Source organism: Trinickia caryophylli (assembly GCF_034424545.1).
GTDB classification, from domain to species: Bacteria; Pseudomonadota; Gammaproteobacteria; order Burkholderiales; family Burkholderiaceae; genus Trinickia; species Trinickia caryophylli.
In genome coordinates this window covers 679,399-704,938 of sequence record NZ_CP139970.1, presented here as the reverse complement: position 1 = coordinate 704,938, position 25,540 = coordinate 679,399, and the positions used below count along the sequence as shown (strand labels likewise).

The following is a 25,540-nucleotide window of genomic DNA, read 5'->3' as shown; positions in this document are numbered from 1 at the left end:
AGACGAGCGGGAAGGAGGCCGGCAGTGAGCGAAGCGTACGAGGTGCCCGCGTTGCGGCGCGCGCACGAAGTGCTCGAGCTGCTTGCACAGGCGTCGCGGCCGGTGCGCGCGGCGGCGCTGATGCAGGCCACGGGACTTTCGCGAAGCACGCTTTATCTGCTGCTCGATTCGCTCGCGCAGCGTCACTGGATCGAAAAGCGGGCGGACGGCTACATCATCGGCCTGAAGCTGTTCGAGCTGGGCAGCGCCTACGTGCGGCACGACGGGCTGCAGGCGGCGTTTCGGGCAGAGGCGCAGGCATTCGTCGCGGCACACAATGAGGTCGTTCAGTTGGCGGTGCTCGACGGCGCGCAGGTGGTCTACATCGCGCGCGAAGATGCGCAGCGGCCGGTGCGGCTCGTCTCGGATCTGGGCTCGCGCCTGCCCGCGCATTGCTGCGCGCTCGGCAAGGCGTTGCTGGCAAGCCTCTCCGACGAAGAGGTTATCGCGTTGCTGCCCGAACGGCTCGCAGCCATGACGCCGAATACCACGACGCGCCGCGCCGTCTTGCTGCGCGAACTCTCCGGTATACGCGCCTGCGGGCTGGCCGTCGAGCGGGAGGAGGTGAGCCTCGGGTTGACCTGTTTTGCGGCCTATGTGGGCGTGACGCCGCTCGGCAAGCGGGTGGCCGTCAGCACCAGCGTGCCGCTCGCGCGGCTCGACGCCCGCCGCGAAAAGCAGATCGCGACCGCGATCGTGCGCGTTGCTAGCCGAATGGGGGGCTTGGCGTAGGGCACGAGGCTTTGCCCGCGCGCACGGACTCGCGCGAGCCCGTGCGCCTGACTGGCTTCAGTCGTAGAGTTGCGAGGCGATTTTCGGATCGTCGATGTTCGACTTGTCGTACCAGTAAAAGCCCGTATCGATGACCTTCGGCAGCTTCTGCCCCTTGAGCGCCATGACGGCGGCCTTGACCGTTTCGTAGCCGATGCCGCCGGGGTTCTGCGTGATCGCACCCGCTTCGATGCCGGAGCGGATCGCTTCCTTTTGCTCCTTGCCCGAGTCGTAGCCGATGATCACGACCTTGCGTTTCATCTCCTTCACGCCGTGAATGACGCCGATCACCGAGCCCTCGTTGGCACCGAATATGCCCTTCAAGTTCGGATGAGCGGTCAGCAGTGCCTTGGTAATGTCGGTCGATTTAAGCTGATCGCCGCCGCCGTACTGGATATCGACGATCTTCACCTTCGGATGCTTCGCCTTCATTTGATCGACGAAGCCGTCGCGCCGGTCGATGCCGGTACGGCTCGTCTGATCGTGAACGACGAGCGCGACTTCGCCTGCATCGCCGATCAACGCCGCCATTTTGTCGGCGGCGAGCGAGGCGGCCTTCTTGTTGTCCGTTGCGGTCGTCGCGAGCGGGATGTCGCTGTCGACGCCGGAGTCGAACGCGATGACGGGAATCTTCTGGGCCTGGGCCTTCTTGAGCAGCGGAATGGCGGCCTTGCTGTCGAGCGCGGCGAAGCCGATCGCGGCGGGCTTCTTCGCGAGCGCGGCCGAGAGCATGTCGATTTGCTTGTCGACCATTGCTTCGGTTTCGGGGCCCTCGAACGATACCTTCACGTGATACTCCTCGCCGGCTTTTTCCGCGCCTTTTTTGACGGCCTGCCAGAACTGGTGCTGGAAGCCTTTCGAGATCAGCGGGATATAGGGCTCTTCAGCCGATGCGCCGGTGCTGAAGCCGACTGCGAGGGCGAGCCCGAGCGCCGCGCCGATCAATCGTGGTTTCGTCATCTTCACGTCTCCTCTCTGGTTGAATGGACGGCCGCGTCGGCTTGCGCCGCGCGGCCGTGCCGCTTGCTGCTACCGCTACCGCGAGCGCGGTGGTGATTAGCGTTGCTTGCGCCGGCGCAGCATGTCGAGGTAGACCGCTGCGATGATGATCACGCCGGTGACGACGATCTGCCATTCCTGATCGACCGACATCACGCGCAGCCCGTTGACGAGTACGCTCATGATGAACGCGCCGATCATCGTACCCGTGATCGTGCCGGTGCCGCCCGAAAGCGAGGTGCCGCCGATCACGACGGCGGCGATCGCGTCGAGTTCGTAACCCTGGCCGAGGGCTGGCTGCGCCGAGTTCAGACGCGAGGCGATGAGCAGTCCGGCGATGCCGCAGATGGCGCCGCCAACGGTGTAGACGGCGATCTTCCAGGCGTCGACGGCCACGCCCGACAGCCGTACCGCCTCTTCGTTGCTGCCGAGCGCGAACGTGTAGCGGCCGAACAGCGTCTTGTTGAGCGCGACCGCCGCGAGAACGGCAAGCACGAACAGGATCAGCACCGAATTCGGAATCGGCAGCGACGGAATGAGGTTGCCGATCAGCGAGTCCTGGGAAATGCTCGTGAAGCCCGGCGTGTCGTTGAAGTAGATGGGGCGCGTGCCCGAGATCACGAGCGAGAGTCCCTTGAGCAGCATCATCATGCCGAGCGTGGCGATGAAGGGCGGGATGCGCAGCTTCGCGATGAGGAAGCCCGAAATGGAGCCGCAAAGCGCGCCGAAGCCGAGCGCGGCGAGGACGCCGAGGTAGAGCGGCATGCCCCAGTTCGTGAGCACCACACCCGTCATCACGGCGCAAAAGGTCATGAGCGTGCCGACCGACAGATCGATGCCGCCGGTGATGATGACGAAGGTGGAGGCGATCGCGAGTACGCCGTTGACGGCGGTTGCCTGCAGAATGCTGACGAGGTTGTCGACCTGCAGAAACTGTGGCGATGCGAAGCCGAAAAAGACGATGAGTACGACGAGGCTGGCGAACGCCAGCACCTTCTGGCGCGCGCTGGCATGAAAGAGTCTTGCACGCAAGGCCGCGAGCGGCCGCTCGCGCGTCATCGGCAGAGCCGGCTCGGCCGGGGGCATCGGATGTGGGGTATTTGCCATGGTCGCTTCCGTCGGTTCATTCGGTGACTACGGACTCGCGCTGAGTGGCGAGCTGCATGATGTTTTCCTGCGTGGCCTCGGCCGCCGTCAGCTCCCCGGTTACGCGGCCCTCGCACATGACGAGCACGCGGTGGCTCATGCGCAGGATCTCCGGGAGTTCGGAGGAGATCATGACGATGGCCTTGCCTTCGGCGGCGAGCGCGTCGATGAGCTTGTAGATTTCGGTCTTCGCGCCGATGTCGATGCCGCGCGTGGGCTCGTCGAAAAAGAGAATGTCGCAGTTGCGCAGCAGCCACTTGGCAATGACGATCTTCTGCTGATTGCCGCCCGAAAGCAGGCGCACCTGCTGGTCGACGGACGGCGTCTTGATGCGCAGCTGCCTGACGTAATCGGTGGCGGCGCGAGAGATCGCCGCATGATCGAGGAAGAGGCCGAACGCGGTGAATTGCGCCATGCTGGGCAGCGCGACGTTCGCCTTTACGTCCATGCCCGTTGCGAGCCCGAAGTGTTTGCGGTCTTCGGACAGATAGCCGATGCCGTGCCGCACGGCATCCTTGGGTGTCCTGATCGATACGCGTTTGCCGTGCACGAAGATTTCGCCGGCTTCGCGCGGATCGGCGCCGAAAATCGCGCGGGCGACTTCGGTGCGTCCGGCGCCCATGAGCCCCGCGAAACCGAGCACCTCCCCCTTGCGCAGCGTGAAGCCGACGTCGCGCAGCGCGGTACCGCGCGTGAGGCCGCGCACCTCGAGCGCAATTTCGTTTTGGGAGCTGTGGCTCGGATGCCGCGGCGCGCTGTCCAACTGCCGGCCGACCATCATGCCGATGATCGTGTCGACGGGCGTGGTGGCGGCGGGCACCGTGGCCACGTACTGGCCGTCGCGCATGACGGTGACGCGGTTCGCGATCTGCCGCAACTCGTCCATCTTGTGCGAAATGTAGACGATGCCGACACCATGACCCTGCAACTGCCGGATGATGCGAAAGAGGTCTTCGATCTCGACGTTGTTGAGCGCGGCGGTGGGCTCGTCCATGATGAGCACGCGCGAATCGAAGGAGAGCGCTTTTGCGATCTCGACCATCTGCTGTTTGGCGACGGTAAGTTCGCCGACGGGCGTGCGCGGATCGAGCTTCAGGTGCATGCGCGCGAAGATGGCTTCGGCGCGGCGGTTGAGTTCGCGCTCGTCGATGAACAGGCCGAAGCCCGTGCGCGGCTCCCGTCCGATAAAGATGTTCTGGGCGGCGTTCAAGTGGTTCATCAGATTCAATTCCTGATGAACGATGCCAATGCCGAGCGCCTGCGCCGTGCGCGGATCGGGGATGTCGACGGGCTTGCCATCGACGAGGATCTCGCCTTCGTCTTTCTGGTAGACGCCGGACAGGACTTTCATCAGCGTCGACTTGCCGGCGCCGTTTTCGCCCATCAGCGCGTGCACCTCGCCGGGCAGCAGCTCGAACTGGCAATTGTCGAGCGCACGCACGCCGGGAAATGACTTGCTCAAATTGCGGATCGACACCAGCGGGCGGGCGGCGGCCTCGCCGGGGTGGCGGTCTGTCTCACTCATGTCTGCCATCCGGTTCGTGTTTCGCTTGCCGGGCAGAGCTCGTCGGCTCCGCGGACGAAACGTTTCGCTAAACGTTTCGGCGTGAGCCTAGATGGCACGCATTTCGATGTCAACAGGATTGCTGGCAGTTGCGGGTTAACCATGGCGCGGCAGCCAGCGAAACGTTTTGCTAAACGTTTTGCCAGAACGGATCGAATGCGGCTATCATCGCAGCACATTGCGTCCGCGCACCGCTCGACGGCGCGCTCGCGCGGCGCTTCTCCCGCTTATCGAAACCGGAACTGAACGTGGCTGCAACGATGAAGGATGTGGCACGGCTGGCGGAAGTCAGTCTGGCCACCGTGTCGGCAGTGCTATCGGGCTCGGCTTATGTGAGCCCGGATCTGACCAACCGCGTGCACAAGGCCGTCGCGGCCCTCGGCTATGCGCCGAACAGCGTTGCGCGCAGTCTGAAAAAAGGTGCGACGAAACTCATCGGTCTCGTCGTGCCCGATATCACCAACCCTTTTTTCACGGAGCTCGTGCATTCGGTGCAAAAGCGCGCGCGGGCGCTCGGTTACGCGGTGCTGCTGTGCGACAGCGAGCGCGATCTGGAGCAGGAGCGGCGGTATCTGCAGATGCTGCGTGCGCATCTCGCGGTCGGCGCGATCATTTGCGCCGCCGGCCCTGACGAGAGCTACAACGATTTGAGCAACGACGTCGGCATCATGCCGATCGTCGCGGTCGACCACATCATCCGACCCGATGTCTACGATTCGGTCGTGCTCGACAACGTGGCCGCGTCGCGCGTCGTGATGGAGCACATGCTGGCGCTGGGGCATACGCGCGTGGCGATTCTGTCCGGGCCGCAGTATCTCGTACCGGGGCGCGACCGCCTTGCCGGCTTTGTCGAGGCATTGCGCGGGGCAGGCCTCGAGCCGGTGCCGGAACTCGTGCGCGAAGGCGCGTTCGGCGAGCAGGACGCGTATGCGTCCGCGCAGGCGCTCGTAAGCATGGCGCAACGGCCGTCGGCCATCTTCGCCACGAACAACCAGATGCTGATCGGCGCCATGCGCGCGATCGCCGAAGCGGGTCTGTCGTGCCCGGCCGATATTTCGGTTGCCGCCATCGACGATTTTCCGTGGGCCGCGGCGTTCTCGCCCGCGCTCACCACGGTGCGCCAACCCGTCGACGAAATGGCCGGCGCGGCGTTGAACATGCTCGTCGAGCGTATCGAAGGATTGCAGACCACGCCTCGCCACGTCGTATTCGATCCCGAACTCGTGATTCGGCAGTCGTGTGCGGCGCCGGCCGATGGGGCGCGTTCAGGGGCAAAGCGCGCGAAGGCGGCCCGTGGGGCCAAGCCCGCGCAGTTGTCGCACGCGTGAAGCAGGGCAGTCGAGAGTCGATGACGATAACGATGCGAGGCGATCGGACGTGAGTACAGATTCGTTGCAGCAATTCCGGCGGCGTGTGGCCATACCGGGGCCGGCCGGGTTCGGGGCCGCGCCGCTCGGCAACCTGTTTTCGAGGGTGACCGACGAAGCCGCGCAGGAGACGTTGAGCGCGGCATGGGGCGCGGGCATTCGCTATTTCGACACGGCGCCGTTTTACGGCATGGGATTGTCGGAGAGGCGGCTCGGGCGCGCACTCGCATCGTATCCGCGCGATGCGTTTGTCATATCGACGAAGGTCGGACGTCTTTTGATAGCCGACGATTCCGTGCCCGAAACGCAGCACGGCTATGTGGGCGGCCTGCCGTATCGCGTGGAATACGACTATACGGCCGACGGCGCCCGGCGTTCGATCGAATCGAGCCTCGAGCGGCTCGGGCTCGACCGCATCGACATCGTTTATATCCACGATGTCGCCGAGGATACGCACGGGCCGCTGTGGCGGCAGCACTATCGCACGGCGGCAGGCGGCGCGATGAAGGCGCTCTCGCGTTTGCGCGACGAAGGCGTGATCGGCGGCTGGGGGCTCGGAGTCAACCGCGTCGAGCCATGCCTGATGGCGTTGGCCGATGCCGATCCCGATGTCTTTCTGATCGCCGGACGCTACACGCTGCTCGATACGACGGCGCTCGACGCCTTGATTCCGGCCTGCGAGGCGCGCGGAGCGCGTCTTGTCGTCGGCGGGCCGTACAACTCGGGCCTGCTCGCGGGCGGCGACACGTTCGAGTACGCACGGGCCGATGCGGCCATGCTCGCGCGTCGTGCACGGCTTCTTTCGCACTGCGAACGATTCGGCGTCGATCTGAAGGCCGCCGCGCTGCAGTTCTGCAAGGCGCCGGGCGTGGTGGCCTGCGTGATTGCGGGGGCCCGCAATGCCGATGAGGTGCGGCAGAACTGCGCGGCCATGACGGCGCCGGTTCCGCGCGAATTCTGGCAGGCGCTCAAGGAGGAAGGTCTCGTGCCGCAAGGGGCGCCGGTGCCGGCGTAGCACCGTCGCAGCCGTCGCTCGCTTTCGATCGACGTTTCGCCCATTGCAGATAGAGCAGGGCGCAGGCGCTCATCGCGAGCGGCCACAGCAGGAACCATCCCGTTGCCACGCATAGAGCGATCACCGCCACCAGTGCGGCGAGCGCGCAGTAGTATGCGCCGCTGCCGCGCGGCAGCAGCCTCAGCGCCGCGGCCGTGGCCAGCGCATAGACCGTGACGAAGGAGCCCGTCGTCAGCATGACGAGCGGCTGCGGCCCCACGTTCGCAACGGCCACGACGGCTGTCGCGAGCGCCGACAATCCCGCAATCACTGCCAGACTGCGGCGCGGCACATCCCCGGCCCGGCTCCCCGCGGCCAGCCATGACGGCAGCGCGCCGTCGCGGCCCAGCGCGGCACCGAGCTTGGCCGCGCCGGCGAAGTACGCGTTCATCGTGCCGAGCGTCAGGAGCAGCGCCGCGAGCGCCGCGACGATCCGGATCTGCCCGCCGATGCCGATCACGAGCAACTGCGCAAGGGGCGCGCCTGCCTCGCCGGCCGACGGGCCGAGCACGAGCACACTCGCGCCCGCGACAGCCAGATAAAGGACGCCGACGACCATCACGGCGATGCCGGAGGCGAGCGGAAGATCGCGCGCGGGGTTGCGGAATTCGCCTGCCAGATGCGTGATGGCTTCCCAGCCTGCGAAGCTCCAGACGAGCAGCGCGGCGGCCGGCGCGATGGCTGCCCAGCCATGCGGTGCGAACGGGCGTAAGTGTTCGAGCCTTGCGTGCGGCACCGAGACGGCCACGGCCGCGACGAGCAATGCCACGAGCAGGCTCGAGAGGATGACCTGAAGCCGGCCCGACACGGTGACGCCGAGCGCGTTCGCGGCGCTGACCGCACCGATGAGCGCCGCGCAGGTGAGCCATACCGTCTGGCTGCCCCCGCCGATCGCATCGGCCACGTAGGCGCCGGCAAATACCGCAGCGGCGGGCGCACCGGCCGGCACCGCGAAGTAGAAACACCAGCCGACGATGGCCGATGCGCGTGCGCCGAATGCATGGCGGACGTAGGTGGACACGCCGCCCGCATCCGGATATCGGGCGCCCAGGGCGGCGAAGGTCGCCGCAAGCGGTGCGGAGAGCACGACGAGCGCGAACCACGCGACGAGCGATGCCGGCCCGGCCACCTTCGCGGCGAGCGCCGGCAGCGCGATGACGCCGGTGCCGAGTACGGCGCCCACGTAAAGTGCCGCCCCCTGCCAGACTGTCAGGCTACCGTGCGGCGCCCGCTCGCCGGCCGCGCGGCTCATGCGAGCCTCCCGGCGGGAGTGGATCCGCTCCCGCGATAAAGGATCGAAACCGGAGACGGAACGGAAGTCGGAAAGGGCGACAAGCGCATATACGGTTGGCTCGGTGGTGAAGACGCGGAATCGGGAGAGCGGGGCTGACGCCGCGCATGCCTCTTTATAATCCCCGATAGCTGACATCCGATGTCATGATTTCCCGCGCGACGCTTTTTCGCGCGACCCCAAAATAACAGGAGACGCCTTGAGCACGAGCCGCTTGATTTCGACGCTGCTGCTGCTGCAGATGCGCGGCCGCGTGACGGCTCGAGCGCTCGCCGAAGAGTTCGAAGTCTCCGTGCGCACCGTCTACCGCGACATCGACCAATTGAGCGCGGCGGGCATCCCGGTCTATGCCGATCGAGGGCCCGGCGGTGGCTTTACGTTGCTCGGCGGCTACCGTACGGACCTCACCGGCATGACGCGCGCCGAGGCAGAGATGCTGCAGATCGGCGGGCTGGCGGGTGCGGCGAGCGAACTCGGGCTGACCGAGGCGCTGCGCACGGCTCAGTTGAAGCTCGTCGCGGCCCTGCCGGATGCGGGCGCTCAGGGTTCGCGCATCGGCTCGCGGCTGCATATCGACCCCGTGGACTGGTACCGGCGCGCACAGCCGGCTGCGCATCTGCCGCAACTCGCACACGCCGTTTTCGAGCAACGGCGCATTGCGATGCAGTACGCAAGCTGGAAGACGGTGAGCCGGCGCCGCTGCGATCCGCTCGGGCTCGTGCTCAAAGCCGGCAACTGGTACCTCGTCGCCGCGCTCGGCGCCCGCCTGCGCATCTTCAAGGTGGCGGCGATGACCGCACTGGAGGTGCTCGACGAGCGCTTCGAGCGGCCGGCCGATTTCGATCTGCGGCGCATCTGGACGGAGGAGGTCGACCGTTTCGAGCGCGGGCTCCTGAAGGGGCGCGCCACGCTGCGCGTCACGCGCGACGGCATGGCCGCCCTGCATCATCTGGGGGCGGCGGCGGCCGAGCAGGCGGTATGCGGCCCGTTCGACGGCGAGGGCTGGAGCGAAGTCAGCGTGCCGATCGAGGACACGGGCCAGGCGGCGATGCAGTTGCTGCGGCTCGGCCCGCACGTCCGGGTCGTGGAACCGGGGGCGCTGCGCGCGCAGTTGCGCCAGCTCGCGAAACGTGTCGCCGCGCTCAACGGCCCGTAGCACGGGCCTGCCATCATGGAAATCCCCGATGCCCGGCATCTCCCCGTGAAAGGCGGGGGAAAGATTCGCTTCCCTAGAATCGCCTCATCAAGTCCAGGGCTGCATCCCGCGCCCGCGATAACAAAGGAGACTGTCGATGTATCCGACCTTGCGTAAACTTCGCTCCCTCGCGTTGGCGGCCGCGCTCGCAGCCGGTTTTGCCTCGCAGCACGCGGCGGCGGCCGATGACGGGAAAATCACGATCATGGTCGGCGGCATCACGAAGATCATCTATCTGCCGGCGAAGCTGACCGAGCAGCTTGGCTACTTCAAGGACGAAGGCCTGAATGTCGAGCTGCTCTCGCAGCCGGCGGGCGTGGACGCCGAAAACGAGCTGCTTGCGGGCGCCGTGCAAGCCGTGGTCGGCTTTTACGATCACACGATCGATCTTCAGACGAAGGGCAAGGAAGTGAAGGCCATCGTCGTTTTCGGCCAGGTGCCGGGCGAGGTCGAGATGGTGTCGACCAAGGCGGCCGCTTCGCTGAAGTCGATGGCCGACGTGAAGGGCAAGACGCTTGGCGTGACGGGGCTCGGCTCGTCCACCAGCTTCCTGACTCAGTATCTCGCGCAGAGCAAGGGCATTGCGTCGTCGCAGTACACGATGCTGCCCGTGGGCGCCGACGCGAGCTTCATCGCCGCCATCAAGCAAGGCCGCATCGACGCGGGCATGACGACGGAGCCGACCGTCTCGGCGCTCGAGAAGTCGGGCGATGCCAAGGTGCTCGTCGATATGCGCACGATGGACGGCACGAAGGCTGCGCTTGGCGGCACCTACCCTGCATCGAGCCTCTACGTGCGCTCCGAGTGGGTCGAAAAGCACCCGGCCGAAGCGAAGAAGCTCGCTCACGCGTTCGTGCGCACGATGCAGTTCATCCATACGCATAGCGCAGAGGAAATCGCGGCGAAGATGCCGGCCGACTATCAGAAGGACAAGGCGCTTTATGTGAACGCGCTGAAGGCGTCGCTGCCGATGTTTACGGCCGACGGCAAGATGCCGGCCGATGGCCCCGACACGGTGCTGAAGGTCCTCTCGGCGTTCAACCCGTCGGTGAAGGGCAAACATGTCGAGCTGGCCCGTACCTATTCGAACGACTACGTGAGCGGGAAGTAATCCCGCCCCGCGCCACTCGCGCCTCTCGTACTTTTCGCCGCGGTGCCGCCGATGCGGCATCGGGCGCTCTTCTGGACGTTAAGCCATGAACCAGGTTTCCAAAGACGTACCGGCGATCGAGTTCCGCTCGGTGTCGTGCCGCTTCATTTCGCCCGACGGCAAAGCGACCATCGCGCTGCGCGATTTCAGCATGGCCGTGGCCAAGGGCGAGTTCGTCGCGATCGTCGGACCGACGGGCTGCGGCAAATCGACGACGCTCAGCATGATCACGGGCCTGCTCAAGCCCACCACGGGCGAAGTGCGCGTGATGGGCGCGCCGGTAACGGGCATCGATCCGCGCATCGGCTTCGTGTTCCAGGCCGATGCCGTGTTTCCGTGGCGCTCGGTGATCGACAACGTCGCGGCGGGACCGCTCTTTCGCGGCCGTTCCAAGGCGGCGGCTTACGACCAGGCGCGCGACTGGCTGCGCCGCGTGGGCCTCGAGAAGTTCGAGCATCACTATCCGCACCAGCTTTCGGGCGGCATGCGCAAGCGCGTCGCGCTCGCTCAGACCTTCATCAACAAGCCCGAGATCCTGCTGATGGACGAGCCGTTCTCGGCGCTCGACATGCAAACGCGCACGCTGATGCAAGACGAGCTGTTGCAGCTCTGGTCGGCCAATGCCGGCTCGGTCGTCTTCGTCACGCACGACCTGGAAGAGGCGATTGCGCTGGCCGACCGCGTCTTCGTGCTCACGGCGCGCCCGGCCACGCTCAAGAAGGTCTATGAGATCGATCTGCCGCGCCCGCGCGTCACCTCGGAAATCCGCTACGAGCCGCGCTTCATCGAAATCTCGCGCGACATCTGGCACGACCTGCGCGAAGAAGTGCAGATCGCCTGACCGCCACCGCCACGACATCTACAGGGAACATCGAAGATGGCTACCATTGAACATGCCCAAGCGGCGCTTTCCCCGTCCGCACTGGCCGCAGTCGAACGCGCGGCGCAGCGCAAGCTGCGTCAGCGTCACGCGCTCGTAATCGGGTTGCGCCTGCTCGTTCTCGTCGTCGTGCTCGGCGGCTGGGAACTTTCCGGACGGCTCAAGTGGATCGATCCGTTTTTCTTCTCCATGCCTTCGTTGATCTTCGATCAGATCGTCGACTGGTCTGTCAACGGTACCTCGCAAGGGCCGCTGCTCGTGCAGGTGTGGGTGACGCTCGAGGAAACGATGCTCGGTTTCCTGATCGGCGCCGTGGGCGGTATCGTTTGCGGCGTGGTACTCGGGCGCAACCAGCTCCTGTCCGACGTCTTCAGCATCTACATCAAGATCGCAAACTCGATACCGCGCGTGGTGCTCGGCTCGGTATTCGTGATCGCGCTCGGCCTCGGCATGGCCTCGAAGGTCGCGCTTGCCGTCGTCATGGTGTTTTTCGTCGTGTTCGGCAACGCGTTCCAGGGTGTACGCGAGGCCGACCGGTATATGATCGCGAACGCGCAGATTCTCGGCGCCTCGAAGCGGCAGCTGACGACCTCGGTCGTGATCCCGTCCGCGCTCTCGTGGATTCTCGCGAGCCTGCATGTGAGCTTCGGCTTTGCACTCGTCGGCGCCGTGGTGGGCGAGTTTCTCGGCTCGAAGCAGGGCATCGGCCTGCTGATCTCGACGGCGCAAGGCGCGTTCAACGCGAGCGGCGTGTTCGCGGCGATGATCGTGCTTGCCGTGGTCGCGCTTTCGACCGACTATTTGTTGACTGCACTGGAAAAGCGTTTGCTGAAATGGAGACCCGCCGCCTTCTGAGCTCGACTGGCGACGCAACGTATCGCACGCGCGCGGCGACGGCACGGTATCGTGCCCGCCGCGCGCGTTGTCGTATGAGCGGGCGCGACGGGAGCGAACGATGATGAGCCTGCGTGCGCGCCTGCTCTGGTGGGTGCTGCTGCCATTGGCGGCCTTCATGCTCGTGACGGGCTCGCTCGCCTACGACGCCGCGCGGCAGACCGCCGAACTCGTGCAGGACAATGCGCTGATTGCGTCGGCGCGCACGATCGCCGAAGACGTTCAATGGCAAAACGGCGCGCTCGTTTCGGAGATTCCGCCGGCGGCGCTCGAACTGTTCGAGTCACCGTACCAAGATCACGTCTACTACCGCGTCATGACGGCCGAGCGCCTCCTCGGTGGCTCGCCGGAGTTGCCTCTGCCCGAGCGCGCGGGCCGCTATCCGCGCTTTTACGACACTTCCATCGCCGATCAGCCGATTCGCGCGGTGGCCTTTCAGCGCCAGCTCTACGACTCCGGCCGCAGCTATACCGTAACGGTGATCGTCGGCAAGACGGAGGCATCGCGCGAGGCGATGCTGCGCTCGCTTTGGCGGCCGCAGCTGATTCGTCAGGCAATGATGCTGGCGCTTGCCGTCGCGTTCGTTCTGATCGGCCTTACGACCGAGCTCAAGCCGCTGATGAAACTCAAGGACGACGTGGCCGATCGGGAGCCGATGCAGCTAGAGCCGATCCGCGTCGAGCATCTGCACTCGGAACTGCGGCCCATCGTCGATGCGATCAATCAATGCATTGCACGGCTCAAACTGCATGCCACGCGGCAGCGCCAGTTCATCGCCGATGCCGCGCACCAGTTGCGCACGCCGCTTACGCTGCTCGACATGCAGATCCAATACGCCTGCCAATGCAAGCCCGGCGACCCGGCGCTCGGCGACGCACTTGCCGGCATCCGCCGCGCGAGCCGCAAGATGATCGAAATGACGAATCAGCTGCTGCTGCTCGCACAGGCCGAATCGGCCGCGCCGGAGACGGCGCGCGCGCCCGTGGACATGGCGCAGGTCGTATCGTCCGTGCTGGAGGACCTGGTCATGGCCGCCGAGCGGCGCGGCATCGATCTCGGCGCCGAGCTGGGCGAGCGGCTCGTCGTGGCCGGCAGGGACAATCTCCTGAGTGCGCTCGTCGCCAATCTCGTCGACAATGCCATTCGCTACACGCACGAGGGCGGCAGCGTGACGGCCCGCTGCCGGCGCGAGGGCGATGAAGTCGTCATCGAGGTGATCGACGATGGCCCGGGCATTCCGCCCGAGATCCGGGCGCACGTATTCGAGCGGTTCTATCGCGGCAAGACCGAGGTGGAAGGCACGGGGCTCGGGCTGGCCATCGTGCGCCGGATCGCGCAGGCGCACGGCGGTGGCGTGACGCTGGCTCCGGGGCCGCAGCGCGTGGGACTGGTGGCGACCGTGCGCCTGCCGGCCTGGCAGGAACGGCTGGAAGCATAGAGGCCACGAGGATTCCAATGAAACTGCTGCTCGTCGAAGACAACGCCGAACTCGCGCACTGGATCGTGAATCTGCTGCGCGGCGAAAACTTCGCGGTGGATTGCGCGCCGGACGGCGAGTCGGCCGACGCCATTCTTGCGACGCAGCGCTACGACGTCGTGCTGCTCGATATGCGTTTGCCGGGCATCAGCGGCAAGGACGTGCTCGCGCGCCTGCGCCGGCGTGGCGACAACGTGCCCGTGCTGATGCTCACGGCGCACGGCTCGGTCGACGACAAGGTCGACTGCTTCGGCGCGGGGGCCGACGACTACGTGGTCAAGCCGTTCGATGCGCGCGAACTCGTGGCGCGTATCAAGGCGCTGATCCGGCGCCAGTCGGGCGGCAAATCGACGACGCTCGTATGCGGCGATCTGCGCTACAACACCGATACGCGCGAATTCTGTCATCGCGATGCACCCTTGCCGCTGCGGCGCCGCGAGCATGCGATTCTGGAAACGCTGATGCTGCGGCAAGGCAAGACCGTATCGAAGACCGACCTCATGGAAAGCGTCTACAGCCTCGACGACGATGCGAGCACGGATGCGATCGATATCTATATTCACCGTCTGCGCAAACATCTTGCGGAATCGAGCGCGCAAATCATGACTCTGCGGGGGCTCGGCTACATCCTGCGCGAACGGGAGTAGCAGACCGACGGCGGGCACCATTGGCGATTTCACCGAGCGTCGCCCGTGGCCGATGAAAGATGCATGAACGATCGAACGCCTTGGCATCGTGACGCTGCGGCTCTCTGGGCGTGCCCGGAGGCGTTCGATTTCGTCATGCGTTTCGCCCCGAGGACACCACACTGCTCGTCGAGCGCGTGCCGGTGCGCTCGGCCGCTTAGCGGCGCGCCGTATTGCACCGTGGTGCGCGGGGCCGGTCGCTGATAAAGTACGGGGCCGATCTTTCCAACGACGAGAGGCGAAGATGCAACTGATTGGCATGTTGGACTCCCCGTACGTGCGCCGTGTGGCCATTTCGATGACGCTGCTCGATCTGCCGTTCGAGCATCGGGCGGTGTCGGTGTTTCGGCATTTCGATACCTTCGCCGCGATCAATCCGGTCGTAAAGGCGCCGACGCTCGTGGACGACGACGGCACGCAACTGATCGATTCGAGCCTCATTGTCGACTACCTCGATCACAGGGTCGCGCCCGAGCGGCGCCTCATGCCGCAGCAGGCGGCCGAACGCCGGCGCGCCCTGCATCTGATCGGCTTCGCGCTGGCGGCTTGCGAAAAGACGGTACAGATTGCCTACGAGCGCAATCTGCGCCCGGCCGACAAGCAGTATGAGCCGTGGGTCGAGCGCGTGACGGGGCAACTGGCGTCCGCCTACGGTCTGCTCGAGCGCGAACTCGCGGCTGGCGGCGGCACCGGTTGGCTGACGGGCGAGCGCATCATGCAGCCGGACGTCACGGTAGCCGTTGCGTGGCGCTTCACGCAGCATATGCTGCCCGGCCAGGTCGATGCGGCGCGCCATCCGGCGCTGGCCGCGTTTTCGGCGCGCGCCGAGGCGCTGCCGGCCTTCGTCGCCGCGCCGCTCGAATGAGCCCGGGATTGTTCGTGCCGGTGGACAAGTGACTTCTGGTTTTGCGGATTTATCGCGCGGGGGCGGCTGCCTAGAATGGCTTTCATTGGAAAAGCCGGCAGCCCCTCGCATCAGGCGATGCCGCAACAAAGGAAGCCGCCATGAAAGCCCTCATCGAACGCCAGATCTACAGTCCATCCGTCGTGCTGCCGATGGTCGCCTTGATGGAGTTGATGGTGTCGCACGATTTCAATCTGAGCCAGGTTGGCGCGATCGTTGCCACGCGCGGGGCGAGGGCGGCACTGCACCGCTCGCGCGGCCTCTTTCACGGCGCGCACCGCGCTCACGCGGCCGTGGCGCTGTGAGGGAGGGCGGACCGTGCGCATCGGTCTGATCTCGGATACGCACAACCTCGTGAGGCCCGAAGCGCTGGCGTGGCTTGCGGGCAGCGAAGCGATCGTTCATGCGGGGGACGTCTGCACGCCGGAGGTGCTCGAGGCGCTTGCGCGGATTGCCCCTGTCACGGCCGTGCGCGGTAACAACGACAAAGGTGCATGGGCCGGCCAATTGCCCGTGGAGGCCGCGCTGAGCATGGCCGGCGTCGCGATCCACGTGGTGCACGACCTCGCGGATCTGCGCGCCGATTGGCGCGAGGCGGGCATCGACGTGGTCGTGAGCGGCCATTCCCACAAGCCGCTCGTGCAAACGCGCGAGGGCGTGCTGTTCGTCAACCCGGGAAGTGCCGGGCCGCGGCGGTTCAGGCTCCCGATCTCGGCAGGCATGCTCGTGATCGAGGACGGACGCGCCCGGGCGCAATTGCACACGCTCGTTGCCGGCGGCACAGCCGGATGAATGTATAAAAAGCCGGCCGTTCGTCACGGGCCGGCTTCTTCGCTTCGGGGTGTCGCAAACGCGGGGACGCGCGCGAGGATGAGCCCGATCAGCTTTGCGCGGGCGGGGGCACGTAGCCCGAGGCCTGATCGGCGCCCTCGCCGAAGAAAAACTTCTCGGTCTGCTTCATCAGATACTGGCGCGCGCGCGGATCGGCCATGTTCAGCCGGTTTTCGTTGATGAGCATCGTCTGATGCTTGAGCCACTCTTGCCACGCTTCTTTCGACACGTTTTCGTAGATGCGTTTGCCGAGCTCGCCCGGCAGCGGCGGAAAATCGAGGCCTTCGGCTTCCTTGCCGAGCTTCGCGCATTGAACCATGCGAGTCATCGTGGGTTTCTCCTGGTGATCGATGTGGGGAGGCAGACGGCTGCGCTCAGAGCTGCTTCATCAGCACGAGCGATTTGCGTTGCCAGTTGTATAGGCGCCGGCGGTCTTCGGGCAGGTCGTCCACCGAAACTTTCACGAAGCCGCGCTTGAGGAACCAGTGCTCCGTGCGCGTAGTCAGCACGAAGATCCGCGTGAGGCCGCGCGCGCGAGCGCGCTGCTCGATGCGTTTGAGCAGACGCTCGCCGTCGCCCGAGCCTTGCGCGTCGGGCGCGACCGTCAGGCACGCCATCTCGCCGATGCGCTCCTGCGGGTACGGGTAGAGCGCCGCGCAGCCGAAGAGCACGCCGTCGTGCTCGATGACGGAGAAATGATCGATGTCGCGCTCGATCTGGTGGCGCCCGCGCTTGACGAGCGTACCGTCCGATTCCAGCGGCTCGATCAGCGTGAGAATGCCGCCGACGTCGTCTGGCGTCGCTTCGCGCAGGCTTTCGAGGTTCTCGTACGAGATCATCGTGCCCACGCCGTCGTGCAGGAAGAGCTCGAGCAGCAGGCTGCCGTCGAGCGCGTAGGGAATGATGTGGGCGCGCGGGACGCCCCCGCGGCAGGCGCGCACGGCGTGCTTCAGATAAAAGCCGGCGTCGCCCTTGATTTCACCGCTCTCGTGCAGCCGGTACGCTTCGTCGAGCGACATTTCGCGCACGAGCTGGTTGCCTTCCTCCATGACGCCCGGCGTCTCGGTGAGGAAGATGATCTTGTCGGCACGCAACGCGATGGCCGCGGCGGAGGCGACGTCTTCCATCGAGAGATTGAACGCCTCGCCCGTCGGCGAAAACCCGAGCGGCGAGAGCAGCACGAGCTTGCGGCTCGCGAGCGAGTGCCGGATCGACTCGGCATCGATCTTGCGCACGACGCCCGTATGCTGGAAATCGACCCCGTCGAGAATGCCGACCGGCCGCGCCGTGACGAAATTGCCCGACACGACGCTGATGTGCGCGTGGGCCATCGGCGTGTTCGGCAGGCCCTGGCTGATCGCGGCCTCGATGTCGAGGCGCACTTCGCCCGCGGCCTCCTTGGCCGACTCGAGCGCGCGCGCATCCGTGATGCGCATGCCGTGCGAGAACTCCGACTTCACGCCGTGCAGGTTCATCTGCTCCTCGACCTGCGGGCGCGAGCCGTGCACGAGCACGATCTGGATACCCATGGCCTGCAGCAGCGCGATGTCGGAGACGAGCGCATTGAGCAGACCCTGGTGCACTACCTCGCCGCCGAAGCCGACCACGAACGTCTTGTTGCGGAACGCGTGGATGTACGGCGCGACCGATCGCATCCAGTCGACGAACTGCGCGTGGTGGGAAACGGGCTCGGGTGCCGCCGGCCGGTTGGCGACGGGTTCCTGGGCGGGGAGAAGGTCGGAATGAGCATTCATGCCGCGATTATAATGCGCCCCCATGTCGAACGTACCCAATAGTCCGGCCGCCGATGAGGGCGGGCGCGGAAAACCTTCCCGCCCGCGCCGGGACGGCCCGCGCGCATCGCCGATTCCGCCCAACCCGATTCCGCCGATCGAGTTTCCGCCCGCGCTGCCCGTCACGGGCCGGCGCGAGGAGATCGCGCGTGCCATCCGCGACCATCAGGTCGTCATCGTGTCGGGCGAGACCGGCTCCGGCAAAACCACGCAGTTGCCGAAGATATGCCTCACGCTCGGCCGCGGGCGGGGGGCCGGCGGCAGCGGCCTCATCGGCCACACGCAGCCGCGCCGGATCGCGGCTTCCGCCACGGGCCGGCGTATCGCGGAGGAACTCGGCACGCCGTTCGGCGAGGTCGTCGGCTACAAGGTGCGCTTCAACGACAATCTCGCGCCGGGCGCGTCGGTGAAGCTGATGACGGACGGCATCCTGCTCGCCGAGACGCAGACCGATCCGCTTTTGCGTGCATACGACACGCTGATCATCGACGAAGCCCACGAGCGCAGCCTCAATATCGATTTTCTGCTCGGCTATCTGAGGGAGATCCTGCCGAAGCGGCCCGATCTGAAGCTTATCGTGACCTCTGCGACGATCGACGCCGAGCGTTTCGCGCGCCATTTCGGCACGGAAGCGAAGCCCGCGCCCGTCATCGAGGTGAGCGGGCGGCTCTATCCAGTGGAAATCCGCTATCGGCCGGTCGAGGAGACGAGCCCGGCGATCAGGGCCGCCCAGGGCACGCCGCCCGCCCGCGAGCGCATGAAGGGCGCACGCGAGGCCGAGCGCGATCTGATGGATGCGATCGTCGATGCCGTGGACGAACTTTGCCGGGAGGGCGGCGGCGACGTTCTCGTGTTCCTGCCCGGCGAGCGCGAGATTCGCGAGGCGGCCGAGGCGCTGCGCAAGCATCATCCACCGCACACGGAGATCCTCCCGCTTTTCGCGCGCCTCTCGGCGGCCGAGCAGGCCCGCGTCTTCAAGCCGTCGAACGCGCGGCGCATCGTGCTCGCAACGAACGTCGCCGAGACCTCGCTGACGGTGCCGGGCATCCGTTACGTCGTCGACACGGGCCTGGCGCGCGTGAAGCGCTACTCGTATCGCAACAAGGTCGAACAACTGCAAGTCGAGCCGATCTCGCAGGCGGCCGCCAATCAGCGTGCGGGCCGCTGCGGGCGGGTGGCGGACGGGATCTGCATTCGGCTATATGGCGAAACGGATTTCCAGGTCCGGCCGCGCTTTACCGACCCTGAAATTTTGCGCTCGTCGCTCGCGGCGGTCATCCTTCGGATGAAATCGCTGCACCTGACCGACATCGAGACGTTTCCGTTCATCGAGCCGCCGCCGGGGCGCGCGATCGCCGACGGCTACCAGTTGCTCGCCGAGCTGGGCGCGGTCGACGACGGCAATGCGCTCACGCCGCTCGGCAGCGAACTCGCGCGCCTGCCGCTCGACCCGCGCGTGGGACGCATGATTCTGGCCGCGCGCGAGCACGATGCGCTCGCGGAAATGCTCGTGATCGCGAGCGCGCTGTCGGTGCAGGATCCGCGCGATCGGCCCGTCGAAGCGCAGGATCAGGCCGACCAGGCCCATCGGCGTTTTGCCGACGAGCGCTCGGAGTTCCTGCAGTGGCTCAAGATCTGGCGCTGGTTCACCGAAGCGGTGGCGCACAAGAAGTCGAACCGGCAGCTCGTGGATGCTTGCCGCGAGCAGTTCCTGTCGCACCTGCGGCTGCGCGAATGGCGCGACGTCCATTCGCAGTTGCTGACCGTTGTGCGCGAGCAGGGCTGGCGCATCAACGAGAGCGAAGCGACTTACGAGCAGATCCATCTGGCGTTGATGACGGGGCTCATCGGCAACCTCGGTTTGAAGGCCGACGACGAGCCGCACTATCTGGGTGCGCGCGGGATCAAGTTCTTTCTGTGGCCCGGCTCGACGCTCGCGAAGAAGGCCGGCCGCTGGGTCATGGCGGCCGAACTCGTCGAGACGAGCCGGCTTTACGCGCGCTGTCTTGCAAAGATCGAGCCGGAATGGATCGAAAAGGTCGCCGCGCACCTGCTCAAAAAGCAGCTCTCCGAGCCGCATTGGGAAAAGCGCGCGGCCCAGGTAGTCGCATTCGAGCGGGCGACGCTGTTCGGATTGCCGGTCTACCATCGGCGGCGCGTGGCGTTCGGCCAGCAGGATCCACGGCGCGCACGCGATCTCTTCATTCGGGGCGCGCTCGTGGAGGGCGAATTCGAGACCAGGCTCCCGTTTTTTGCGCACAACCGCAAGCTTCTGGCCGATATCGAGCAGCTCGAGCACAAGTCGCGGCGGCAGGACGTGCTCGTCGACGACGAACTCATTTTCGCGTTCTACGATCAGGCGATTCCGAAGCAGATCCATACGGGTGCCGCGTTCGAGCGCTGGTACCGCAACGAGGTGCGCGCGAGCGGCCAGCCCGAGGAAAAGCTGCGGCTTCTTTTTCTGTCGCGCGATGACCTCATGCGGCACGAGGCGGCCGGCATCACGACCGATCTCTTTCCGAAGCGCATGTCGATGGCCGGTGTCGAAATGGGGCTGGCCTACCACTTCGAGCCGGGCTCGCCGCGTGACGGCGTGACGCTCGCCGTGCCGCTCTATGCGCTCAATCAGGTCGACGCCCGCCGCGCCGAATGGCTCGTGCCCGGGATGCTGAAGGAAAAAGTGCATCTGCTGCTGAAATCGCTGCCACAGAAGCTGCGCCGCCACTGCGTGCCGCTGCCGGAGTACGCGGCCGCCTTTGTCGAACGGCATGAGGCGCGCGCGGCAAGCGCCCGCGCGGGCGTCGCTCAGGGGGAATCGCTGCGCGGCGAGGGCGGGCTCCTGGAGGCGTTGATCGCCGACGTGCGCGCGGCGACGCAAGTCGCACTCAAAACCACCGATTTCAAGCTCGAGACGCTGCCGGCACACCTGTTCATGAACTTCAAGGTGATCGACGAGCACGGCCGGCAACTGGCCATGGGGCGCAACCTCGCGCAACTGCGCGCCGAGCTCGGCGCCGACGCCCAGCGCGAATTCCAGAAGCTTGCAGCCGGCGCGGGAAGTACCCGGGAGCCGGGGGCGAAGCCGGCTGCGGCGGCCACGCCGGTTGCATCCGTTGCGCCGGTTGCGCCGGGCGGCGCGCCCGGCCAGGGCGGGCCGCGGCTGCAGCAGGCGCCGGCGCGCGCACCCGGCGAGGCGGGCGGTGGCGCCGAGACGACCGCGCTCTATGAGAACCTGACGACCTGGAATTTCGGCAAGCTGCCGGAGCTGCTCGAAATCCGCCGCCGCGGGCAGACGCTTTTCGGCTACCCGGCGCTCGTCGATCGCACGACCCATTGCGACGTCGAGGTATTCGATTCGCCCGAAGACGCCGCGCGGGCGCATCGCTCGGGCTTGCGGCGCCTCTTCGCATTGCAACTGCGCGAGCCGATCAAGTATCTCGAAAAGAATCTGCCGGGCCTGCGCGAAATGGCGCTCCAGTTCATGCCGCTCGGTACGCAAGAGGCGCTGCGCGATCAGCTGATCGAGATGGCGCTCGACCGTGCCTGCCTGCAGGAACCATTGCCCGATGACGATGCGAGCTTTCATGCGCGCCGCGACGAAGGCAAGGGACGCCTGTCGCTGCTTGCGCAGGAAATCGCTCGGCTCGTCGGGCAGATTCTGGCGGACTACGCGGCGGTGACGAAGAAGCTTGCGCAGGCAAAACCCTATGCGGCGGCCTATGCGGATTTGCAGCAGCAGTTACAGGGTCTGATCGGAAAGCGCTTTATCGTGGATACTCCCTATGCGCAGCTGACGCATTTTTCCCGTTATCTGAAGGGCATGGCGTTGCGCATCGACAAGCTGAAAGCCGACCCGGCTCGCGATGCGCGGCTTGCCGCCGATTTGCAGCCGCTCGTACAGCAATACCAGCGTGCCAGCTCGGCGCGCGGCGGCGTGGCCGATGCGCGCCTCGCCGAATTTCGCTGGCTGCTGGAGGAACTGCGCATTTCGCTTTTCGCTCAGGAACTGCGTACGCCCATGCCGGTGTCGGTCAAGCGGCTTTACAAGGTGTGGGAGTCGATGCAGCGCTGAACGCGGGATGCTCGGCGATTTATTTCGAGATGGTCAACCGGGCAGTGGCCGCAAACGTTTTATGCACAGCGTCGGCCTTTCCTTACGAGTTCCCATGCCCAAGTTTTCTCTTTCCCGCACGAATGGCCTGAGCGGCGCCATCGCGACGGTGGCCATTGCCGTGCTTGCCGGCGCGTTCGCGCCTGCCGCGCGGGCCAACAACATCATCGTGCTCAATTCGGCCGAAGCAACGCTTTCGCTGATCGACGAGACCACGCATCAGGTGGTCGGCGTGGTGCCGACGGGCAAGGAACCGCATCACCTGATGCCGACGCCCGACAACAAGTCACTGATCGTGGCAGATTCGGTCTCGAACGACCTCATGTTCGTCGATCCGAAGACGGGCAAGCCGCAAAGCCGGCTCGAGGGGATCGAGGATCCTTACCAGCTCGGCTTTTCGCCGGACGGTAAATGGTTTGTGACGACGGGGCTGAGGCTCGACCGGCTCGACATCTACCGCCGCGAAGCCGCGACCAACGGCGTTACGCTCGCGAGGCGGTTGCCGCTGGCGACGATGCCGAGCCATATGGCCTTCACGAAGGACAACCGGACGGTATTCGTGACGCTGCAGGTTTCGGGCGAGATCGCCGCGGTGGACCTGCCGACGCAGACGGTCCTATGGAAAATGCCGGTCGGCAAGACGCCGGCGGGGCTCTGGCTCACGCCGGGCGACAAATACCTGCTCGTGGGCATGACGGGCGAGGACGACGTCGCGGTCGTCGACTGGCGCACGCGCACCGTCGTCAAACGCATCAAGACGGGCGAGGGCGCCCACAACTTCCGTTCGCTCGACGACGGCCGGCACGTTGCGGTCAGCAATCGCGTGGCCAATACCATCAGCATCATCGACGAAGAGGCGCTCGCGAACGTTGGCGACATCACCGGTTTGATGCCCGGGCCCGACGACATGGAACTCAGCGCGGACAAGCGCTACATGTGGGTGACGTTCCGCTTCGCCAGGCATGTGGGGCTGATCGACCTGCAGGCCAGAAAGCTCGTGAAGACGGTGGCTGTCGGCCGCTCGCCGCACGGCATCTATTTCTTCGATCGCGCGCCGGTGACGGCACGCAACGGAGCCTGACCAGGACCGAGAGCCAAGGCCAGCCGGACATGCTGCATCTGATCTCCGCTTCGCTCGACGCCGTCGTTTCGACGCTGCAAACCTGGGCCTACGTGCACGTCGTCCAGCCGTTGCTGTTCAAGCTCGGCTGGATGGACTACGACGAAGATTCGTATGACGCCCTTTATCCCGTCATCGTCGGCCTGCTGACGATCGCAGGGACCTACGCGCTGCTGCGCCCGCTCGAGGCACTGTTTCCGGCCGAGCGGTGGACCGACCGCAAGGCCGTGCGGGTGGACGTCCTCTATACGTGGATCACCAAGCTCGGTCTGTTCAATCTTTTTTTCTTCGTTGCGTTCCAGCCGCTGTTCGACGGCTTTCAGGCATGGCTGCGCTATCGCGGCATCGTCAATTTCAATCTCGATCACCTCTCGCCCGGCATCAGTTCGAAGCCGCTGGCGGCGTTCGCGATCTACCTCGTGACGCTCGATTTTGCCGGTTACTGGTATCACCGGTGGCAGCACCGCTTCGGCTGGTGGTGGGAACTGCATGCGGTGCACCACAGCCAGCGTCAGCTGTCGCTCTGGTCCGACGATCGCAACCACCTGCTCGACGACGTGCTCCAGGCCTCGTTCTTCGCTGCGATCGCGCTTGCGATCGGCGTGCCGCCGACGCAGTTCGTCGTCCTGTCCGCCGTGACGAACTTCCTGCAGAGCATTCAACATGCGAACATACGGCTCGGCTACGGGCGGGTGCTCGAGCGGCTCGTCGTGAGTCCGGCGTTCCATCGCCGGCATCATGCGATCGGCTACGGTCATGAGGGCACGTCCTACGGATGCAACTTCGGGGTGCTGTTCCCCTGGTGGGACATGCTGTTCAGGACGGCGTCGTGGAATCGCACGCTCGAGCCTACGGGTATCCGCCAGCAACTGGAGGGAGAGTCGTATGGTGAAGGGTTGGTGTCCCAGCACTGGCTGGCGTTCGTGCGCATCGTCCGTCGCGTGGTCGCGCGGCGCGCGCAAGATCCATCGCGGGGCGACGCTGCCGTGCTCTGACGCGGAGCGGGCGGCATGAACGAACTCGTACGCGCGTTCGGCCGCGCCGTCGCGAGCATGGCGCATCCGCGCATGCTCTGGCTCACGTTCTGGCCATTTCTTGTGGCCGCGGCGGGGTGGGGCGCGTTTTTCTGGTTCCAGTGGCAGGCGCTCGTCGGCGCCGTGCGCGGTGCGTTGGATGCGTCGGGACTCGGCGCTACGCTTTATAGAGCCTTCGACTGGGTCGGCCTCTCCGGTCTCCATGCGGCCGTCGCGCCATTCGTCGTCGTGGCGCTCGCGATTCCGCTCATTGTCGTCACCGTGCTGCTGCTGATCGCGACCCTTTCGATGCCAAGCGTCGTGCGCCATCTTTCGTCGCGCCGCTTCGCAGCCCTCGAGGTGCGCCGCGGCGGCACGTGGTTCGGCAGCATCGCCTATGCGGCCGCCACGACATTCATCTGCCTCGCGCTGACCATCGTGACGATGCCGCTCTGGCTGATTCCGCCGCTTTTCGCGCTGATCCCGCCTCTGCTTTGGGGCTGGCTCACTTATCGGGTGATGACCTACGATGCACTCGCGTTGCACGCGAGTCGGAAAGAGCGGCTGGCGCTCATGCGCCGTTACCGGGCGCCGCTTTTGGCCATCGGCGTGGCGAGCGGCCTGATGAGCACGCTGCCCACCCTGTTGTGGGCATGGTCGCTCTGGCTCGTCGTGCTTTTTCCGGTGATCGCGGCCGCGACGATCTGGCTCTACGCCGTGATTCTCGTCTTCTCGGCGCTGTGGTTCGGCCACTATTGCCTCGATGCCCTCGCGCGCATGCGCGAAGAGGGGCGGGGCGGCGGGGGCGGCCGCGGTGGCGACGGCCGCGGTGGCGACGGCGACCGCCTGCTGCCGGCGGCGTGAGCGCGACGCCGGCAGCAGGCGGGCCGTTATTCGGAGTGTTTCTCGGCCGAGTTGGTAATGGCGTTGCCGCCCCGCGAGATATCCTGGCCCGCGCCCGCAACCGTGTGGCAGGCCGTCAGCGTGACGGTGGCTAACAGCAAAATGAGCGAGATGAGTCGTGCCATGTGTCTTCTCCCTGGCTGAGTGGTGCTGGTAACCGACCCCAGCAATCCGCGTGCCCCGGTGTGGAGATCGACAAGAGATCGACAGGATCGTCGCCCGCAGCCGATGCCGGCCGACAGCACCGACGCGCGGGCCCACCGCCGGCGAGCGCGTGCGGTGGGTGCGAAAGTCCGGCACTTGCGATCGTCACGATCATCGGCGACCATGAGCGCCTCCCAATCAATGCGAG

General features: G+C 65.8%; 23 protein-coding genes. 16 read left to right on the top strand and 7 right to left on the bottom strand.

Annotated elements, in window-relative coordinates:
* Positions 1-24 precede the first annotated feature (24 nt).
* Entirely contained in the window at positions 25-771 is a 747-nt protein-coding gene (locus U0034_RS03145) for an IclR family transcriptional regulator (protein ID WP_085225613.1), read from the top strand.
* A 57-nt stretch (positions 772-828) separates the two neighbouring features.
* Here the strand turns inward: U0034_RS03145 and U0034_RS03140 are convergent, their stop codons facing one another.
* From U0034_RS03140 to U0034_RS03130, 3 genes are all read right to left on the bottom strand, one after another.
* Positions 829-1,770 (bottom strand): ABC transporter substrate-binding protein, encoded by a 942-nt coding sequence (locus U0034_RS03140; protein ID WP_085225615.1) that lies wholly within the window; start codon positions 1,768-1,770, stop codon positions 829-831.
* A 96-nt stretch (positions 1,771-1,866) separates the two neighbouring features.
* Entirely contained in the window at positions 1,867-2,916 is a 1,050-nt protein-coding gene (locus tag U0034_RS03135; protein ID WP_085225618.1) for an ABC transporter permease, read from the bottom strand.
* 16 nt (positions 2,917-2,932) lie between these two features.
* Entirely contained in the window at positions 2,933-4,480 is a 1,548-nt protein-coding gene (locus U0034_RS03130) for a sugar ABC transporter ATP-binding protein (protein ID WP_102623099.1), read from the bottom strand.
* Between the two features lie 287 nt (positions 4,481-4,767).
* Between U0034_RS03130 and U0034_RS03125 the strand changes: the two genes are divergently transcribed.
* Both U0034_RS03125 and U0034_RS03120 read left to right on the top strand, forming a co-directional pair.
* Positions 4,768-5,847 carry a LacI family DNA-binding transcriptional regulator gene (locus U0034_RS03125; protein ID WP_139831127.1) on the top strand — a complete coding sequence of 360 codons (1,080 nt, stop codon included), beginning with the start codon at positions 4,768-4,770 and terminating at the stop codon, positions 5,845-5,847.
* 49 nt (positions 5,848-5,896) lie between these two features.
* Positions 5,897-6,901 carry an aldo/keto reductase gene (locus tag U0034_RS03120; RefSeq protein WP_233212062.1) on the top strand — a complete coding sequence of 335 codons (1,005 nt, stop codon included), beginning with the start codon at positions 5,897-5,899 and terminating at the stop codon, positions 6,899-6,901.
* Here U0034_RS03120 and U0034_RS03115 read toward each other — a convergent pair.
* Positions 6,855-8,192, bottom strand: coding sequence for an APC family permease (locus U0034_RS03115; protein ID WP_085225626.1), 1,338 nt, complete (start codon positions 8,190-8,192; stop codon positions 6,855-6,857). The two genes, U0034_RS03120 and U0034_RS03115, sit on opposite strands and share 47 nt — an antisense overlap.
* 238 nt (positions 8,193-8,430) lie before the next feature.
* Here U0034_RS03115 and U0034_RS03110 point away from each other — a divergent pair, with 238 nt between their 5' ends.
* The 9 genes from U0034_RS03110 (at position 8,431) to U0034_RS03070 (ending at position 16,209) form a co-directional block, all read left to right on the top strand.
* Positions 8,431-9,387: a helix-turn-helix transcriptional regulator gene (locus U0034_RS03110; protein ID WP_085225628.1), complete on the top strand. Its 957-nt coding sequence runs from the start codon at positions 8,431-8,433 to the stop codon at positions 9,385-9,387.
* 136 nt (positions 9,388-9,523) lie between these two features.
* Positions 9,524-10,537 (top strand): ABC transporter substrate-binding protein, encoded by a 1,014-nt coding sequence (locus tag U0034_RS03105; protein ID WP_085225630.1) that lies wholly within the window; start codon positions 9,524-9,526, stop codon positions 10,535-10,537.
* Between the two features lie 85 nt (positions 10,538-10,622).
* Positions 10,623-11,417 (top strand): ABC transporter ATP-binding protein, encoded by a 795-nt coding sequence (locus tag U0034_RS03100; RefSeq protein WP_085225632.1) that lies wholly within the window; start codon positions 10,623-10,625, stop codon positions 11,415-11,417.
* A 36-nt stretch (positions 11,418-11,453) separates the two neighbouring features.
* Positions 11,454-12,311: an ABC transporter permease gene (locus U0034_RS03095; protein WP_085225634.1), complete on the top strand. Its 858-nt coding sequence runs from the start codon at positions 11,454-11,456 to the stop codon at positions 12,309-12,311.
* A 100-nt stretch (positions 12,312-12,411) separates the two neighbouring features.
* Entirely contained in the window at positions 12,412-13,788 is a 1,377-nt protein-coding gene (locus U0034_RS03090; RefSeq protein ID WP_085225637.1) for a sensor histidine kinase, read from the top strand.
* 17 nt (positions 13,789-13,805) lie between these two features.
* Positions 13,806-14,474, top strand: a complete 669-nt coding sequence (locus tag U0034_RS03085; protein ID WP_085225639.1) for a response regulator — start codon at positions 13,806-13,808, stop codon at positions 14,472-14,474.
* 283 nt (positions 14,475-14,757) lie between these two features.
* The gene (locus U0034_RS03080; protein ID WP_085225641.1) at positions 14,758-15,378 is read left to right on the top strand and encodes a glutathione S-transferase family protein; all 621 of its coding nucleotides are present in this window, start codon (positions 14,758-14,760) and stop codon (positions 15,376-15,378) included.
* Between the two features lie 140 nt (positions 15,379-15,518).
* The gene (locus U0034_RS03075; protein ID WP_085225643.1) at positions 15,519-15,722 is read left to right on the top strand and encodes a hypothetical protein; all 204 of its coding nucleotides are present in this window, start codon (positions 15,519-15,521) and stop codon (positions 15,720-15,722) included.
* Between the two features lie 13 nt (positions 15,723-15,735).
* On the top strand, positions 15,736-16,209 hold the full coding sequence (locus U0034_RS03070) for a metallophosphoesterase family protein (protein ID WP_085225645.1): 474 nt from the start codon (positions 15,736-15,738) through the stop codon (positions 16,207-16,209).
* A gap of 88 nt (positions 16,210-16,297) precedes the next feature.
* Here the strand turns inward: U0034_RS03070 and U0034_RS03065 are convergent, their stop codons facing one another.
* Both U0034_RS03065 and argA read right to left on the bottom strand, forming a co-directional pair.
* Positions 16,298-16,576 carry an oxidative damage protection protein gene (locus tag U0034_RS03065; RefSeq protein ID WP_085225647.1) on the bottom strand — a complete coding sequence of 93 codons (279 nt, stop codon included), beginning with the start codon at positions 16,574-16,576 and terminating at the stop codon, positions 16,298-16,300.
* A 46-nt stretch (positions 16,577-16,622) separates the two neighbouring features.
* A complete protein-coding gene (gene argA / locus U0034_RS03060) occupies positions 16,623-18,002 on the bottom strand; it encodes an amino-acid N-acetyltransferase (protein ID WP_085226405.1) in 1,380 nt (459 codons plus the stop codon).
* Positions 18,003-18,024: 22 nt separating this feature from the next.
* On the opposite strand from argA, the gene hrpA reads away from it, so the two are divergent.
* The 4 genes from hrpA to U0034_RS03040 all read left to right on the top strand — a co-directional run bounded on the left by hrpA (position 18,025) and on the right by U0034_RS03040 (position 25,149).
* Positions 18,025-22,113, top strand: a complete 4,089-nt coding sequence (hrpA, locus tag U0034_RS03055; RefSeq protein WP_085225649.1) for an ATP-dependent RNA helicase HrpA — start codon at positions 18,025-18,027, stop codon at positions 22,111-22,113.
* Positions 22,114-22,207: 94 nt separating this feature from the next.
* On the top strand, positions 22,208-23,233 hold the full coding sequence (locus U0034_RS03050; protein WP_085225651.1) for a YncE family protein: 1,026 nt from the start codon (positions 22,208-22,210) through the stop codon (positions 23,231-23,233).
* A gap of 29 nt (positions 23,234-23,262) precedes the next feature.
* Positions 23,263-24,267 carry a sterol desaturase family protein gene (locus tag U0034_RS03045; protein WP_085225653.1) on the top strand — a complete coding sequence of 335 codons (1,005 nt, stop codon included), beginning with the start codon at positions 23,263-23,265 and terminating at the stop codon, positions 24,265-24,267.
* 15 nt (positions 24,268-24,282) lie between these two features.
* Positions 24,283-25,149 (top strand): EI24 domain-containing protein, encoded by an 867-nt coding sequence (locus U0034_RS03040; protein WP_085225655.1) that lies wholly within the window; start codon positions 24,283-24,285, stop codon positions 25,147-25,149.
* A gap of 26 nt (positions 25,150-25,175) precedes the next feature.
* On the opposite strand, the gene U0034_RS03035 is transcribed toward U0034_RS03040, so the two are convergent.
* Positions 25,176-25,313: an entericidin A/B family lipoprotein gene (locus U0034_RS03035; protein ID WP_085225657.1), complete on the bottom strand. Its 138-nt coding sequence runs from the start codon at positions 25,311-25,313 to the stop codon at positions 25,176-25,178.
* Positions 25,314-25,540: the final 227 nt, after the last annotated feature.

Coding starts and splice junctions, on each gene's coding strand:
- U0034_RS03035 (WP_085225657.1), bottom strand. CDS start 25,313: ATGGCACGACTCATCTCGCTCATTTTGCTGTTAGCCACCGTCACGCTG.
- U0034_RS03080 (WP_085225641.1), top strand. CDS start 14,758: ATGCAACTGATTGGCATGTTGGACTCCCCGTACGTGCGCCGTGTGGCC.
- U0034_RS03095 (WP_085225634.1), top strand. CDS start 11,454: ATGGCTACCATTGAACATGCCCAAGCGGCGCTTTCCCCGTCCGCACTG.
- U0034_RS03135 (WP_085225618.1), bottom strand. CDS start 2,916: ATGGCAAATACCCCACATCCGATGCCCCCGGCCGAGCCGGCTCTGCCG.
- U0034_RS03105 (WP_085225630.1), top strand. CDS start 9,524: ATGTATCCGACCTTGCGTAAACTTCGCTCCCTCGCGTTGGCGGCCGCG.
- U0034_RS03040 (WP_085225655.1), top strand. CDS start 24,283: ATGAACGAACTCGTACGCGCGTTCGGCCGCGCCGTCGCGAGCATGGCG.
- U0034_RS03090 (WP_085225637.1), top strand. CDS start 12,412: ATGATGAGCCTGCGTGCGCGCCTGCTCTGGTGGGTGCTGCTGCCATTG.
- U0034_RS03100 (WP_085225632.1), top strand. CDS start 10,623: ATGAACCAGGTTTCCAAAGACGTACCGGCGATCGAGTTCCGCTCGGTG.
- U0034_RS03065 (WP_085225647.1), bottom strand. CDS start 16,576: ATGACTCGCATGGTTCAATGCGCGAAGCTCGGCAAGGAAGCCGAAGGC.
- U0034_RS03085 (WP_085225639.1), top strand. CDS start 13,806: ATGAAACTGCTGCTCGTCGAAGACAACGCCGAACTCGCGCACTGGATC.
- U0034_RS03050 (WP_085225651.1), top strand. CDS start 22,208: ATGCCCAAGTTTTCTCTTTCCCGCACGAATGGCCTGAGCGGCGCCATC.
- U0034_RS03075 (WP_085225643.1), top strand. CDS start 15,519: ATGAAAGCCCTCATCGAACGCCAGATCTACAGTCCATCCGTCGTGCTG.
- U0034_RS03115 (WP_085225626.1), bottom strand. CDS start 8,192: ATGAGCCGCGCGGCCGGCGAGCGGGCGCCGCACGGTAGCCTGACAGTC.
- argA (WP_085226405.1), bottom strand. CDS start 18,002: ATGAATGCTCATTCCGACCTTCTCCCCGCCCAGGAACCCGTCGCCAAC.
- U0034_RS03045 (WP_085225653.1), top strand. CDS start 23,263: ATGCTGCATCTGATCTCCGCTTCGCTCGACGCCGTCGTTTCGACGCTG.
- hrpA (WP_085225649.1), top strand. CDS start 18,025: ATGTCGAACGTACCCAATAGTCCGGCCGCCGATGAGGGCGGGCGCGGA.
- U0034_RS03130 (WP_102623099.1), bottom strand. CDS start 4,480: ATGAGTGAGACAGACCGCCACCCCGGCGAGGCCGCCGCCCGCCCGCTG.
- U0034_RS03140 (WP_085225615.1), bottom strand. CDS start 1,770: ATGACGAAACCACGATTGATCGGCGCGGCGCTCGGGCTCGCCCTCGCA.